Genomic DNA, 14,937 nt, shown 5'->3' on the forward strand with positions numbered 1-14,937 from the left:
GAATAAGCTTTGTGAGGACCCAACGACGCGGACAGGAGTGATCAATGGCAGCTCGTTACGATGTCCTGATTGTGGGCGGGGGCATTGCCGGCCTCTCCCTGGCGTCCGCGCTGGCGGGCCGCTGCAGTGTTGTGCTGGTGGAGGCGGAGCAGGAGCTGGCGTACCACACGTCCTCCCGCTCGGCCCGGCAGCTGATCCCCAGCTACGGACCGCCGGTGGTCCAGGAACTCACTGTCCGGACCCTTGAGCTGCTCGCGGCGAGGGACACCGAGCTCCCGGAACCGGTCCTGACGCCGCGCAGCTTCATGCTGATCGGTCCCGAGGCGGAAGTGGCCGCGGAAGCCAGCGGCCACATGCAACCCATTACCGTGGACCACGCCCTGGAACTGTGCCCGGCCCTGAAGCCTGGAACCTTTGCCGCCGCAGGACTTGATACCGGGTCCTTTGGCTGCAACGCCCCCCTGCTTCTGGAAGAACACCGTAAGCGGGCGCTCGCCGCCGGCGCAGACATCGTCACCGGAGCCCGTGTCTACTCGGCGCAACGGCTGGGATCCGGATGGCAGGTTGGGGCCGGCGCTGAGGGGTTCGAGGTGGGTGTGCTGGTCAACGCCGCCGGAGCATGGGCGGACGAGCTCGCGGTGCTCAGCGGCGTGGAAAAGCTGGGCCTGCAGCCGTACCGGCGCACTGCGGCGATTGCCGCCGTCGAACGCCCCCTTCCGGCCGCCACTCCGATGGTGGCGGCGGCCGACAACACGTTTTATTTCCGTCCTGACGGCCGGGACGTGCTGGTTTCGCCGTCAGAGACCGTTCCCAGCGGCCCCGAGGATGCACGCCCGCGGCCCGGAGATGTGGAACGCCTGGTGGAGAAGCTCAACGCCTTCACCAGCCTGGGCATAACGGCAGTTCGCCGGGCCTGGACCGGGCTGCGCACCGAAGCGGCAGATGGAATTCCGGTAGCGGGGTTCGATGCCGAAGCGGCAGGCTTCTATTGGCTTGCAGGGCAGGGCGGCTATGGGTTCCAAACCTCGGCAGCCCTGGCGGAATTCGCGGCGGCCCAGATCCTGGCCGGGCAGGACCCGTCCGGAGGTACTGCTTCCCTTAGTGGCACCGCCGACGGTCCGGCATCCCGGACAGCGCAGGCCCTGGCGGCCACGCGCTGGTCCATCCGGCGTTGAAGAATGGTGCAATGAGTACCCTGATCACCAATATTGCCGAGCTGATGACGCAGGACCTTGAGCACCGGGTCCTGAAGGATGCGGCGGTAGTCATCGAGGGGGAACGGATCTCGTGGATCGGCGCCGCAGCCGACGCACCCGCAGCGGATGACGCCGTCGACGCCGGAGGCCGGGCCATGCTGCCAGGGTGGGTGGACTCGCACAGCCACCTGCTGTTTGCCGGGGACCGCACTGCAGAGTTCGAGGCCCGGATGGCGGGGGAGGCCTACGCGGCCGGTGGCATTGCCGTCACCATGGACGCCACGCGCGCCACCTCCGATTTCGACCTCACCCGGCTGGCCATGGGTCGGGTCGCCGAGGCCGTCTCGCAGGGGACCACGTACCTTGAAACCAAAACCGGCTACGGCCTGGATGTGGAGAATGAGGCCCGCAGCGCCCGTATCGCTTCCACGGTGGCGGACCAGGTGACCTACCTCGGCGCCCACCTGGTCCCCGCAGGCCAGGATCCGGACGAATACACCGACCTGGTGTGCGGACCGATGCTCGACGCCGTCCGTCCATACGTCCAGTGGGCCGACGTCTTCTGCGAAGAGGGTGCGTTCACCGCCGAACAATCCCGCCGGGTGCTGCTGGCCTGCCGCGATGCGGGCCTTGGCCTGCGGGTGCACGGCAACCAGTTGGGTGAGGGGCCGGGGGTTCAGCTCGCCGTGGAGCTGGGAGCGGCAAGTGTGGACCACGTGAACTACCTGGCGGAGCAGGACGTGAAGGCCCTCGCTGCTTCCTGGTCGCTCTGGGACCCTGAGAGCGGCACGGGCCAGCGTGGCACCGTGGCGACCTGCCTTCCTGCGTGCGACCTCTCTACCCGCCAGTCGCTGGCTCCTGCCCGCGAGCTTCTCGATGCCGGGGTGCAGGTGGCGCTTGCCTCCAACTGCAATCCGGGCACGTCCTACACCAGTTCCATGGCGTTCTGCGTGACCACTGCCGTCCTCCAAATGCGGCTGAGCGTGCATGAGGCAGTCCGGGCCGCCACCTACGGCGGAGCCCTGTCGTTGCACAAGGAGACCGGGCGGGATGCGGACGGTGAACGCGCCGTGGGGTCGATCGCCGTTGGGCACCGTGCTGACCTGCACCTGCTGAACGCGCCTTCCGCCACGCACCTCGCTTACCGCCCGGGCATGCCCTTGACGTACGCTGTTTGGCGGGCCGGAGCCAGGGAGCGGTAGCAACAGTACCGATATGCTTGTTTCTGATCATACGCCGTAGGTTAGAATCAGAAAACGTCATCGGTTTTGATGGCTGCTTGATCGAAAGGCCCCCTTGCATGACGCGCACTGACCGGCTTACGGCGATTCTCGACCTGCTGGCCAAGAGCGGCCAAGTGGAGGTTGACGAGATAGTCAGTACCCTCAATGTTTCCCCGGCCACTGCCCGCCGCGATCTGGACAGCCTTGCCAAGCGCCGGCTTTTGACGAGGACGCGGGGCGGGGCGACCACAGGCGCCTTGGCCTACGACCTGCCTGGCCGCTACAACCGGGACGATCATGCCGAGGCCAAGGAACAGATCGCGCAATGCGCCTCTGCCTTGATCCGTCCCGGCGCGGTGATTGGTCTTTGCGGAGGCACCACCAGCACGGCGCTTGCGCAGATCCTGGCTACGCGGGAGGACCTCAACGCACCCTCCAACCAGCCCACCCTTACCGTGGTGACGAATGCGATCAACATCGCGGGCCAGTTGGCGGTGCGGCCCAACATTAAGGTGATGGTCACGGGCGGGATCCTCAACCCGCGCTCCTACGAACTGGTGGGGCCTTACACGGACATCATCATGCAGAAGGTGGTGCTGGACATCGCTTTTATCGGCGTCAACGGCATCGATCCTGAGGTTGGGCCCACCAACACGGGCGAGGGGGAGGCTTCCGTCAACGCCCTTCTGGCATCCCGCGCCCGCGTATCCTATGTCATCGCGGATTCCTCCAAGGTAGGAGTGCGTGCCTTCGCCACCATGGACGGCTACAACTTCACCCGGCTGATTACTGACAGCGGGATTTCGCCCCGCGACAAGGCTGCGTTCGAGGCCAATGGCACGGAAGTGATCGTCGCGCCCGCCTGATTCGGCCGAGTTCTGGCGGTAGGTGGTTGCTTCGGCAGTTTCATCAGGCCGGATCCAGAAACTGAAGGCAAGATGGGAACATGCTGGTTCCCTCCCGCCGTCGCCTGCGGCTCGAAGTCTGGATCGTCCTGGGCCTGTCCCTGGGCCAGTCGGCTGTCTATTCCGTGGTGCAACTGCTCGACAAGATGACCCGGGCGCCCCTGGCCGAGGGAACGTCCACCCTGAACCGCTCGCAGAGCACGCGGGAGTACTTCGACCTGACCTACCAGCTGCTGGACATCATCTTTGCGCTGGTGCCGGTGCTGCTGGTCCTCTACTTCCTCACCGACCAGCGCCAGGCGGTGCCGGGTGAAGCCGGTTCACGCTCCGCATTCCAGAAACTGGGGTTCAACTTCGCCCGGCCCGGCCGCGACCTGCTGCAGGGCCTGGGACTGGCTGCACTGATCGGTATACCTTCACTGGGGCTCTATGCGGCCGGCCGGGCCTTGGGCATCACCACGGCCATCATTCCCAGCGCTCTCGATGCCTACTGGTGGACCGTTCCCGTCCTCATCCTGTCCGCCATCCGCCACGCGGTGCTCGAGGAAGTCATTGTGGTGGGTTACCTCCTGGACCGCTTTGGCAAGTTCGGCTGGAGCATGCCGCTGGCCATCGCCGTGAGCTCGGTGCTCCGCGGCAGCTACCACTTGTACCAAGGCTTCGGGCCGTTTTTCGGCAACGTGGTGATGGGAATCGTGTTCGCCTGGCTGTACACCCGGACACGGCGAGTCATGCCACTGGTGATCGCCCATGCCCTGCTGGACATCGTGGCGTTCGTTGGGTTCAGCCTCTTCGGCAAGGCCGTTGGGTTGGGTTAGCAGGTTGGGCTAGCGCCGCAACTTCAGATGGGGCCGCTGTCCGCAGGGATGGCTCATCTAACCTGCGTTGCGCCTGCTCGGCGGGCCGTAAGCCCCCCGGCGCCGCCTTTGCCGCACCTCTCGCCAGACATCCTGCCCGATTCCCGGACAGTGAACTGCTGGGAGAAGGCGTTGCTGCTTTCACATCTGCGACAGCTGCAACCAGGAATCCGCTTGCGGGTCAGCCGGCAGAACAAACGGCTGCGCGTAGAAGTCCTCCCACAGTGGGTCTGATACGGGCAGTTCGCTCGGATCGAGCAGATACTTGCCGGGTGGTTCTTCAGGTGGCGGGTCGGGCCAGTCCGGCATGTCCTCCAGCAGTTGCTGCCACTGGATATCCTCCGCGTTTCCGGCAGGCTCCATTTCAGCTGCGGCATCGAGTTGAGCCCCGGCATCCGATGAACCAGCTGCACTTGATTCCACGCCGGGATCAGGGACCCTGGAACCGCTCGGAGGATCCACGGCCATGGCACCCGCGATAGCTTCCGCATGCAGGATTCCCGGTGGTAAAAGTGTTGGTTCGGGGTGGGGGTGTTCGGGTTGGTAGTGGCGGCCGGTGGGTGAGGTCCAGCCGGGTGGTTCATTGTTGGTGGCCGGGCCTGGTGTCCATTGGCTGTGGTGTTTGAGCCGGTGGTGTTTGGGGCAGAGTTGGGCCAGGTTGGTGGTGCCGGTGGTGCCGCCGTGTTCCCAGGCTCGGAGGTGGTCGGTTTCGTTGTCCGGGGTGCGGTTGGTGCAGCCGGGGAAGGTGCATTTGGCGTCGCGCATCCTGATCCAGCGTTTGATGGTCTCCGTCAGCCGGTAGTTCTTGCGGCCGATTTCCAGCGGTGCCCCGTCGCGGGGGTCGACGAGGACGCGGTAGAAGGACTCCGCCTCGTCGGCGACGAGTTTCCGGGCCATTGACGCGGGGATGGGGCCGAGTCCGTCAAGTACTGCCGGCTCATCGGTCGCCCCGAGCAGCGAGAGTACCGGCACCATGACCAGGACATCAGCCCGCGGCGTGGGGACTTTCCCGATTTCCCGGATGGGCCGCGAACCGGCAGCGGTGCCGGTTCCGTCGTCCTTACCGGTTCCTTCGTCGTTGCTGACCGGCTCTGTTGCTGCGGCGGTGGTGTTGCGGTTGGTCTCCATGGCGTTGCCGGTGCTGAGGAGGAGTGATGCTGCGATGTCGGGGCGGAGTTGGGTGATGGTGCGTGGTTCGTTGGGGCCTTGGAGGCCGCGGGCGGTGGCGGTGGTGCGGTTCCAGATGGCGCAGGCGGTGTCGCCGGGGAGGTAGAGCGTGACCCGGGCCATGCCGTCCTTGTCCGGAGTGTATTCCATCCGCCGGTCAGCAAAACCTTTGGCGTGGCGTTTTTCGATGGTTTCGGGGTGGTGGCGTTCACGCCAGCCACGGACCTTGGCGCGGAAGCGGGAGGGGACGAGTTCGCCAGGGGCTGCCCCGCGGGCGGGGTGGGGTGCGTCGGGGTCGAAGAAGTGCGCCACCAGGGCGGCAGCACCGGCCGGGTGGAGGCCTTCGGTTTCGTCCGCGATGACCTTTGCGTGCTGCCAGGACATGCCGCCGGCGGCCAGGGCCTCGAAGACGGGTGGCAGGGAGCAAACCTTCCGGGACTGTTCCAGAAACGCACCTGCGGCGGCGGAGCTGATGGTCAGGACCCCGGCGATCTCCTCCACCGTGGACATCTCCGCGTAGGTCCGGTCCGTGACGGACGCGTCCGGCGGTATGAGATCCTGCTGGAACCCGATGGCCTCGGCGGCGTCCCGGGCTTTCATTGCGGACAGCCGCGCCTCCAGCCGGGCGATAACTTCGAGCCTTTCCAGCCGGATCTCATACCGCCGCTGCAACACATCAACATCGGGACCGACAGCAGCCCCCGAACCAAGAGCAATACCGGAGGCCAGGAAAGCATCTTCACGGTCCAGGGCATCAAGGGCACCCACGGAGGCATGAATACCCTCCGCACCTGCCCCCACACCGCTGCTGATTCCCATACGAACATCATCCCTCGAGGCACTGACAATCAATCTGTCATGCAGACCTGCGGCATGGACCGGCCCCTGAGGGCGCGCCAGCCTAGTACCGCCGTCATACCTTTCGCGGCGCACGTTCCTTTTCGCACCCCTCACACTCGTCCCGAAAAGGAATATGTGTGGCGCAGAAATATGTGCGGCGCGAAAGGGAACATAGGCAGCGCCGGAACCCGCCAGCCGGAGCACAAAGCCCGCCCGCCGCCGTCGTGCGGTTTCGATGCGAAGGTTGCATGCCGCAGCCAAAGTGCACGGTGCCCAAAGGAGTATGTGTGGCGCAGAACTATATGTGGCCCAGCAAAAGCGAGTACCACTTAAATGAATTCGGCCGCCATGGGATGGTGACGCCGTTGTCACCACCTCATGGCGGCCGAAGATTATCCGGGCATGGACCCGGCGCACCCATCTCCGAAGGGAACAGGGCTGGAGCGTCAGAGAGTGACAGCCCCGTTGGCGGTTTCGAACGTGACCGACAGGATGCCGGGCGTTCCGTGCGGGGCGACCCACTCGACAGCAACATCCTCAAGCGGCTTCTCCACCGGCTCACCCAGCCACTCCGTGACACGGGACGCGGAGCCCGCGATGGTCAGGCAGCTCATTTTGAGGCTGCTCTCGTAGGCGTTGGACGGGTGAAGTGAGGGATCACCCTCCCACTTGAGCATGTACGGGACCTGGGGATCGGCGATGAGGCCCAGGATGCCAATCTGCTTCCAGACCAGCTCCCGCCCGTCCGGGAACTTGCGGTTGCCGTTGACGGCGGACCGGCCGAGGCGTTCCTCGAAGGGGGCGAGGTCGTCCACTTCGACGCACCAGCCCATCCAGCCGCCGCCTGCCGCGGAACGGGCCCGTACGGCCTGCCCAAACGGTGCCTTGTCCGATGCAGGGTGGTCCAGGACCTCCACAACCTCGAGGTACTTGTGACCGGCGAGCGGGATGATCATATTCCGGGTTCCGAACCGGGGGTGTACCCCGCCCTTCACTGCCTCAACGCCGAGGGCAGTTGCAATACGTTCGGTGGTGGCCGCGAGGCCGTCGTGTTCACAGGCGTAAGAGACGTGATCCATGCGCATGGCAACATCTTGGCACTTTGTGATGCGGCTCTCAGCTAAGGGTACCCTTACTGGATTTGCGCGCCGTCAGAGGACATGGAAAGGCCGCCTAAAAGACCATGTTCGTCACAATCCTGTTCATCACAACGGCGCTGTTCCTAGACTTGCCGCAGGTCATGAGTGCCAGCGCCAAGCCCCGGCTCTGCTGGCCGGCAACCCTCCATCCGCGGTGGGGTGCCCCGGGTGAAGACCTGGCTGTCCGGCAAGAGCCGGAAGCAAGCGCGGCCCGCACTGCCGGTGAGCATGCCGGGCCCATGTCAAAGGAGATTTTGGATGTCCAACGGTTGGTCCTTCGAAACCCGCCAAATCCACGCCGGCCAGGAAGTGGACAGTGCCGCGGGAGCCCGTGCCCTGCCCATCTACCAGACCACGTCCTTCGTGTTCCCTACGGCCGAGAGCGCAGCAAACCGCTTCGCACTGTCCGAACTGGCGCCCATCTACACCCGCATCGGCAACCCCACGCAGGACGCCGTGGAACAGCGGATCGCCAGCCTTGAAGGCGGCCTTGCTGCGCTGCTGCTCAGTTCCGGCCAGGCCGCCGAAACGTTCGCGGTCCTGAACATCGCGGAGGCCGGCGACCACATCGTGGCCAGCCCCAGCCTCTACGGCGGTACCTATAACCTGTTCGCCCACACCCTGAAGAAGTTCGGCATCTCCGTTACGTTCGTGGAGGACCCCGACAACCTGGACCAGTGGCGCAACGCCGTCCAGCCCAACACGAAGCTCTTCTTTGGTGAAGTGGTCTCCAACCCGCGCCAGGACGTCCTGGACATCGAGGGCATCTCAGAGGTCGCCCACCAGGCCGGCGTGCCCCTCATCGTGGACAACACCCTCTCCACCCCGTACCTGATCCGCCCGCTGGAGTGGGGAGCGGACATCGTGATCCACTCAGCCACCAAATATCTGGGCGGCCACGGCACAGCCATTGCCGGCGTGATCGTCGATTCCGGCAAATTCGATTTCAGCAAGGACCCGGAACGGTTCCCAGGCTTCAACACCCCGGATCCCACCTACAACGGACTGGTCTACGCACGCGACCTGGGAGCCGGCTGCGCGTTGGGGGCCAACCTTTCCTACATCCTCAAGGCGCGCGTCCAGCTCCTGCGCGACCTGGGCTCGGCGGTCTCGCCCTTCAATGCCTTCCTGATTTCCCAAGGCCTGGAGACATTGAGCCTGCGGGTGGAACGCCACGTGGCCAACGCCACGGAAGTGGCGCGCTGGCTTGAGGCAAGGGACGACGTCGAATCGGTCGCCTACGCGGGGCTGCCGTCCAGTCCCTGGTACGAGCGTGGCCGCAAGTACGGGCCCAAGGGCACGGGCGCCGTTGTCGCCTTCAACCTGGCCGGCGGAGCGGAGGCGGGCAAACGCTTCGTCGACGCCCTGGAACTGCACTCCCATGTGGCCAACATCGGCGACGTGCGCTCCCTGGTCATCCACCCGGCGTCGACCACGCACAGCCAGCTCTCGCCGGAGCAGCAGGCAGTGGCCGGGGTGCACCCGGGACTCGTCAGGCTTTCCGTGGGCCTGGAACACATCGACGACATCCTCGCCGACCTGGAAGCAGGCTTTAGGGCTGCGAAAAGCGCCTAGAAGCGTAAAGCACGACGCCGGGCCACTACTTGGGCGGTAAAGCGTGGCGGGCAGCAAGTTGGGAAGTCATAACCAGTCACACTCTTGGCTTGGACCGGGTGGTTTTTCGTACACTCGATCCAGGTCATGAGTGCCAGTGACAGCCCCGGCTTGCTGGCCGGCAACCCTCCATCCGCGGTGGGGTGCCCCGGGTGAGGACCTGGCCTGCCGGTCAGACGACGGCAGGCAAGCGCGTAGAAGAGGTCTTGCCATGACGGTTACCGTCGCCCCAACCACCATCCCCGAACACGGAATTGTCCGCTACGCCTCCATTGGGGGACTGGAGCTCGAGGCCGGGGGATACCTGCCGGACGTCACGCTGGCCTATGAAACCTGGGGCAGCCTCAACGCGGACGCCAGCAATGCCATCCTGATCGAGCACGCGCTCACCGGCAGCACCCATGTGACCCGGGGAGACACCGACGAAGAAGGCTGGTGGGAGCAGTTGGCCGGCCCCGGCGCCCCCGTGGACACTGACCGTTTCTTCGTGGTGTCCATCAACATCGTTGGCGGCTGCTACGGCTCCACAGGCCCCTCCTCACCCGCCCCCGACGGAGCGCCTTGGGGTTCCCGTTTCCCCCTGGTCACGCTGCGGGACAGCACCGTGGCGGAGGCCCGGCTGGCAGACCAGCTGGGAATCAAGAGCTGGTTCGCCGTCCTTGGCGGCTCCATGGGCGGCGCCCGCGCACTGGAATGGGCAGTGACCTACCCGGACAGAGTGCAGCGCTGCGCCGTGATCTCCGTGGGTGCGGCGAGCACTGCAGAACAGATCGCCTTCGCCCAGGCCCAGACCCTGGCCATCCGGCAGGATCCAAACTTCAACGGCGGCGACTACTACGGCGGTCCGTGCCCTGAAGAGGGCCTGGCCCTTGCCCGGCGCATCGCCCACATCACCTACCGGTCCGCTGCCGAACTGGAAGGCCGCTTCGGCCGGGCAGCCCAGGAATCCGAGTCGCCCCTCCAGGGGGAAGTGCTGGCAACCCGCGGCCGATACCAAGTGGAAAGCTACCTGGACCACCAGGGCAACAAGCTCGTGAAGCGCTTTGACGCCAACAGCTACATCGCCCTGACCGAAGCGCTAATGAGCCATGACGTCTGCCGCGGCCGGGGAACCCTGGCCGAAACCCTGGCCGGTGCTACTGCACGCTTCTTCGTGGCCGCCGTCGACTCCGACCGGCTCTACTTCCCAAGCCAGTCGCGGGAGCTGGCGCAGGCGCTGCCCGGCGACGTGGACGTCCACCTCATCCAGGCGCCCATCGGCCACGACGGATTCCTCACCGAAATCGGCCAGCTGGGGGCACAGCTGAGGAGCAGCTTCCTAGTCTAGGATCACCCAGCACACTCCCAACAATGTGCATTCCTGCAGATGCCTTCTGCACTAATGGGCGTTGAGGTTGCATGGGCGGGCAGACCATACTCATCGAAGCCGGCTTTCGTGGTGTACATCACACGCGGCTGCCATCGACTGTCCCCGTGGTGTCGACGACGACGCCGAAGGAGTTCGCATGAGTACGGAACGTTCCGCCGCAAGGCGCACCGAGGAAACCGACGTCAAGGCGTCAGGCCTGAAAAAGGTGGTAACGGCCTCCATGGCCGGCACCGTCGTGGAGTGGTACGAGTTCTTCCTCTACGCATCCGCCGCCACCCTGGTGTTCGGGAAGGCCTTCTTCCCCAACGCCGGGACCGAACTGGACGGCATCATCGCCGCCTTCCTCACCTACGCCGTCGGCTTCGTGGCCCGCCCCATCGGTGGCATCGTCTTTGGCCACTTCGGCGACAAGTTCGGCCGCAAGCAGCTGCTGCAGCTGAGCATCATCCTCGTGGGAGTCTCCACCTTCCTGATGGGCTGCCTGCCCACGTTCGCGCAGATCGGCTACTGGGCTCCGGCGCTGCTGGTCATCCTCCGGTTTGCGCAGGGCTTCGCTGTTGGCGGGGAATGGGGCGGCGCCGTCCTCCTCGTGGCAGAGCACAGCCCCAGCAAGTCCCGCGGATTCTGGGCCAGCTGGCCGCAGTCAGCGGTGCCCCTGGGCAACCTCCTCGCCACGGCGGTGCTGTTCGTCCTGTCCTCCACCCTGACCCAGGAAGCTTTCCTCGGATGGGGCTGGCGCGTGGCCTTCTGGCTGTCCGCGGTGATCGTCCTGATCGGCTACTACATCCGGACCAAGGTCAACGACGCGCCCATCTTCCTCGAAGCCCGCAAGGAAGTGGATGCCGGCCACAAGGGCTACGGCGTGGCCGAGGTCTTCCGCCGCTACCCGCGCGGGGTCTTCACCGCCATGGGCCTGCGGTTCGCGGAGAACATCCTGTACTACCTGGTGGTGACGTTCTCCATCACCTACCTCAAGACCGTGGTTCAGGCGGACACTACCCGCATCCTCCTCCTGCTGCTCCTGGCCCATGCCGTCCACTTCGCCGTGGTGCCCATGATCGGCAAGCTCTCGGACCGTTTTGGACGCAAGCCCGTCTACATGGCCGGCGCCATCATGGGTGCCACGTGGGGCTTCTTTGCCTTCCCGATGATGGACACGAAGAACGACTTCATCATCCTGGCGTCCATCATGATCGGCCTGGTGTTCCACGCCTTTATGTACGCCGGACAACCTGCCATCATGGCGGAGATGTTCCCCACCCGGATGCGCTACTCAGGCGTCTCCCTGGGCTACCAGGTGACCTCGATCGTGGCCGGCTCCCTGGCGCCGATCATCGCCGCCTCACTCCTGGGCACTTACAAGTCCTCGGTTCCCGTGGCCGTCTACCTGCTCATCGCGTGCGCCATCACCGCCGTCGCGGTCTTCTTCCTGAAGGAGACCCGCGGCGTTTCGCTCCACGACGTGGATGCCGCCGACGCCCAGGGCACCGCCGACCTGCTGGCCGCCAGCAAGAAGTAGGGATTCCATGAAAGCCGCCGTCCTGTACGCAACGGTCCCCGCCGCGGGAAACACTTCCGGTAAAAGCAGTTACGCAGATGCCCGGCCGCTGCTGGTGCAGGAGCTCAATCAGCCGGAGCCCCGTGCCGGCGAACTGGGGGTTGCCATCACCTATTCGAGCCTGTGCCACTCGGACCTTTCCGTAGTGGACGGCTCACGGGTCCGGCCGCTTCCCATGGCCCTGGGCCATGAGGCGGTGGGGCGCGTAGTCTCCGTGGGCGAGGGGGTGGAGGACGTGTCCGTTGGCGACCACGTGGTGCTGGTGTTCGTACCCAGCTGCGGCCATTGCCGGGCCTGCCTGGCCGGCCGGCCCGCGCTTTGCCACCGGGCAGCTGAGGTGAACGGATCCGGTGACCTGCTCCATGGTCCGGCACTGTTGCGGACGCCGGAGGGGGAGCGGATCAACCACCACCTTGGCGTTTCCGCCTTCGCTGATTATGCGGTGGTTGCGCGGGAATCAGTGGTGGTGATTGACGACGACGTCCCGGACACGGTCGCGGCAATGTTTGGTTGCGCCGTGCTTACCGGAATGGGCGCGGTGTTCAACACGGCAGGAGTCAGCCAGGGGCAGCACGTGGCAGTGTTCGGCCTGGGCGCGGTGGGGCTGTCCGCCGTGATGGCGGCACGCCTGGCCGGAGCTGCCAGCGTAATTGCCATCGATCCGAACCAGGGCAAACACCAACTGGCCCGTGACGCCGGTGCCACCGCGGTGGGTACGCCGGACGACGCCGCCCGGCTGATTGGGGAAGCTTCGGGCGACGGAGTGGACGTTGCCATCGAAGCGGTGGGCTCGGCAGGCGTGATCGCGTCCTGCCTGGAGCGCGTCACCCGGGGCGGGGCTGTGGTCTCGGTGGGCCTTCCGCACCCGTCCGCCGAGTTGACCGTCCCGGCCCTCCAGTTCGCGGGAGCAGGCAAGCGGCTGCTGGGCTCCTACATGGGTGACGCCGTTCCCGCCCGCGACATTCCGGAGTACCTGGGGTACTGGCGGGAAGGGAGGCTGCCGGTTGAACTGCTGCACACCGACACGCGGCCACTGAGCGAGATTAACGAGGGCCTGGATGCACTCGCGGCCGGGGAAGTGGTGCGCCGGCTCTTCCAGGCCTGACTCAGCCTGCCAGCAGTCCGGCGCGCTCCTTCAGCTCGTCCTTCAGGGCCGCGATCACCGCCTGCACGCGGGCCGACCGGAGCGACTCCGGACGGGCAACGGCCCAGATGGGGAGCTGGCGCTCGAAGTCGCCGGCAAGGACGGGAACGAAGTCCTCCCGGTCCGCCACCATGAAGTTGGGCAGCAGGCCAATGCCGGCGCCCTGGCGCACCGCCTCCACCTGGGCGAAGACGCTGGTGGCCTGGAAACTTGTCCGGGGCATCGGCAGCTGCGATGACCAGCGGGGGCCCAGTTCCGCCACCTGCAGCGCAGACTCGACGTAAGAGACAAACGCGTGCTGCCCCACGTCGTCGAGCGCTTCCGGCAGGCCGTGCCGCGCCGCATAGTCCTGGCTGGCGTAGAGGCGCAGGTAGTAGTTGCTAAGGAAGATGGTCTGGGCAGTGCTGACGTCGGCCCGGCCCACCACGATCTCCAGGTCCACCCCGGACCGGTTTTGGCTGACTTTCCGGGTGGCGCTGAGCATTTCGATGTTCAGTTGGGGGTTCTGCTGCTGGAGCCGTACCAGCGCCGGGGTGACGAATACCGCTCCCACTGCGTCGGTGGTGGCGACCCGGACCAGGCCTGCAAGGGCGCTCTGGTCCTGGCTGATCAGGCCCGACAGCGAGCCGAGCGTGCTCTCGATCGCCTCGGCCGCGTCCACGGCGGCAGCACCCAGCTGGGTCAGCTCCCAGCCGTGCGGGCTGCGCTCCAGCGTGCGTCCGCCCAGCTGCTTGTCCAGCGCGAGGATCCGGCGCGAAATGGTGGTGTGGGTGGTCCCGAGGCTCTCGGCCACCGCATTGAACCGGCCCAGGCGTGCAACCGTCAGAAGGATGAGCAGGTCGTCAGGGCTCGGCAGCCGTCTGGAGTCCACGCCGGACCTTCCCTTGATGTGCATCAATGCACAGAGTGTCTGTGATTTTTCCCCTTGATTGCACCCTAGCACGGTGTGATGGTTGACACAGGCATGCCGGCAGAAGCGCCGGAATGGAAGCAAAGGAGCTTACGCATGGCAGTTATCGGTTGGATCGGCCTGGGCAACATGGGCGGCCACATGTCGGTGAACCTGGTGAAGGCCGGGCACGACGTCCGCGGCTTTGACCTCAACCCGGCAGCCCTGGAAGCCGCTGCAGCAGGTGGCGTCAAGCGGGCCGCCAGCATCGCTGAAGCGGTGGAGGGAGCGGACGCGGTGTTCACCATGCTCCCCAAGGGCGAGCACGCCCGGGCAGTGTATCTGGGTGCGGACGGGGTCCTGGCGCACGCGGACAAGCGCACGCTGCTCATTGACTCCTCCACCATCGACATCGCCTCCGCCCAGGAACTGCACGACGCCGCTGCTGCCGCCGGCTTCCGCTTCGTGGACGCGCCGGTATCCGGCGGGATGAGCGGCGCGGAGGCCGGAACCCTGACATTCATGGTGGGCGGGGAAGAAGGTGCCGTCAAGGACGCTGCCGGCTACATCGGTCCCATGTCCGGCAACATCATCCCCACCGGCGGCCCCACCACGGGACAGGCGGCCAAGATCTGCAACAACCTGATGCTTTTCATCAACCTTGCCTCCACTGCTGAAGGCGCTGTGCTGGCTGACCGCCTGGGCCTGGACAAGCAGGTCTTTTGGAACATTGCCTCGGTTTCCTCGGGGGATTCATGGGCGCTCCGGACCTGGTACCCCGTGCCCGGTGTGGTTCCCACGGCGGCCTCGAACAACGACTTTGCACCCACCTTCACCACCGAACTCGCCAACAAGGACATCGGCCTGGCCATCAGCGCCGCCGAAGACACCGGCACACCCTTGGAGATCGGCAAGCACGTCCAGCAGCTGTTCCAGCGGCTTATCGATGCCGGGGACGCGGGTAAGGACTGCTCCATGATCATCAAGCTCGTGGACGGCTCGCTCGAGGCCGCCGACCGGACGGCGTCCAACTAAC

Annotated in this window: 12 protein-coding genes and 2 riboswitches; of the genes, 9 read left to right on the plus strand and 3 right to left on the minus strand. The window is 65.7% G+C overall.

Annotated elements, in window-relative coordinates:
* The first annotated feature begins 44 nt into the window (after nucleotides 1–44).
* The 4 genes from ACIGJD_RS06505 to ACIGJD_RS06520 all read left to right on the plus strand — a co-directional run bounded on the left by ACIGJD_RS06505 (nucleotide 45) and on the right by ACIGJD_RS06520 (nucleotide 4,142).
* Entirely contained in the window at nucleotides 45–1,175 is a 1,131-nt protein-coding gene (locus ACIGJD_RS06505; RefSeq protein ID WP_483688813.1) for an NAD(P)/FAD-dependent oxidoreductase, read from the plus strand.
* A gap of 11 nt (nucleotides 1,176–1,186) precedes the next feature.
* On the plus strand, nucleotides 1,187–2,398 hold the full coding sequence (gene hutI / locus ACIGJD_RS06510) for an imidazolonepropionase (protein ID WP_483688814.1): 1,212 nt from the start codon (nucleotides 1,187–1,189) through the stop codon (nucleotides 2,396–2,398).
* Nucleotides 2,399–2,496: 98 nt separating this feature from the next.
* Complete coding sequence (locus ACIGJD_RS06515; RefSeq protein WP_483688815.1) at nucleotides 2,497–3,285, plus strand: DeoR/GlpR family DNA-binding transcription regulator; 789 nt, start codon at nucleotides 2,497–2,499, stop codon at nucleotides 3,283–3,285.
* An 80-nt stretch (nucleotides 3,286–3,365) separates the two neighbouring features.
* Nucleotides 3,366–4,142, plus strand: coding sequence for a CPBP family intramembrane glutamic endopeptidase (locus ACIGJD_RS06520; protein ID WP_483688816.1), 777 nt, complete (start codon nucleotides 3,366–3,368; stop codon nucleotides 4,140–4,142).
* Between the two features lie 180 nt (nucleotides 4,143–4,322).
* Here ACIGJD_RS06520 and ACIGJD_RS06525 read toward each other — a convergent pair whose 3' ends face one another.
* Entirely contained in the window at nucleotides 4,323–6,167 is a 1,845-nt protein-coding gene (locus tag ACIGJD_RS06525) for an HNH endonuclease signature motif containing protein (RefSeq protein ID WP_483688817.1), read from the minus strand.
* A 467-nt stretch (nucleotides 6,168–6,634) separates the two neighbouring features.
* Nucleotides 6,635–7,273, minus strand: a complete 639-nt coding sequence (locus ACIGJD_RS06530; protein ID WP_376976907.1) for a VOC family protein — start codon at nucleotides 7,271–7,273, stop codon at nucleotides 6,635–6,637.
* 151 nt (nucleotides 7,274–7,424) lie between these two features.
* Nucleotides 7,425–7,540: riboswitch (SAM riboswitch) on the plus strand.
* Nucleotides 7,541–7,585: 45 nt separating this feature from the next.
* On the opposite strand from ACIGJD_RS06530, the gene ACIGJD_RS06535 reads away from it, so the two are divergent.
* The 4 genes from ACIGJD_RS06535 to ACIGJD_RS06550 all read left to right on the plus strand — a co-directional run bounded on the left by ACIGJD_RS06535 (nucleotide 7,586) and on the right by ACIGJD_RS06550 (nucleotide 12,973).
* A complete protein-coding gene (locus ACIGJD_RS06535; protein WP_483688818.1) occupies nucleotides 7,586–8,902 on the plus strand; it encodes a bifunctional o-acetylhomoserine/o-acetylserine sulfhydrylase in 1,317 nt (438 codons plus the stop codon).
* Nucleotides 8,903–9,024: 122 nt separating this feature from the next.
* A riboswitch (SAM riboswitch) is annotated at nucleotides 9,025–9,140 on the plus strand.
* 12 nt (nucleotides 9,141–9,152) lie between these two features.
* Complete coding sequence (metX, locus tag ACIGJD_RS06540; protein WP_483688819.1) at nucleotides 9,153–10,268, plus strand: homoserine O-acetyltransferase MetX; 1,116 nt, start codon at nucleotides 9,153–9,155, stop codon at nucleotides 10,266–10,268.
* Between the two features lie 178 nt (nucleotides 10,269–10,446).
* Nucleotides 10,447–11,829, plus strand: coding sequence for an MFS transporter (locus ACIGJD_RS06545; protein WP_483688820.1), 1,383 nt, complete (start codon nucleotides 10,447–10,449; stop codon nucleotides 11,827–11,829).
* Nucleotides 11,830–11,836: 7 nt separating this feature from the next.
* Nucleotides 11,837–12,973: a zinc-binding dehydrogenase gene (locus tag ACIGJD_RS06550; RefSeq protein WP_483688821.1), complete on the plus strand. Its 1,137-nt coding sequence runs from the start codon at nucleotides 11,837–11,839 to the stop codon at nucleotides 12,971–12,973.
* Between the two features lies 1 nt (nucleotide 12,974).
* Here ACIGJD_RS06550 and ACIGJD_RS06555 read toward each other — a convergent pair whose 3' ends face one another.
* Nucleotides 12,975–13,907 (minus strand): LysR family transcriptional regulator, encoded by a 933-nt coding sequence (locus ACIGJD_RS06555; RefSeq protein WP_483689443.1) that lies wholly within the window; start codon nucleotides 13,905–13,907, stop codon nucleotides 12,975–12,977.
* A 111-nt stretch (nucleotides 13,908–14,018) separates the two neighbouring features.
* Between ACIGJD_RS06555 and mmsB the strand changes: the two genes are divergently transcribed.
* Entirely contained in the window at nucleotides 14,019–14,936 is a 918-nt protein-coding gene (gene mmsB / locus ACIGJD_RS06560; protein ID WP_483688822.1) for a 3-hydroxyisobutyrate dehydrogenase, read from the plus strand.
* Nucleotide 14,937 lies beyond the last annotated feature (1 nt).

This window comes from Arthrobacter sp. E1SS-5 (genome assembly GCF_057073715.1).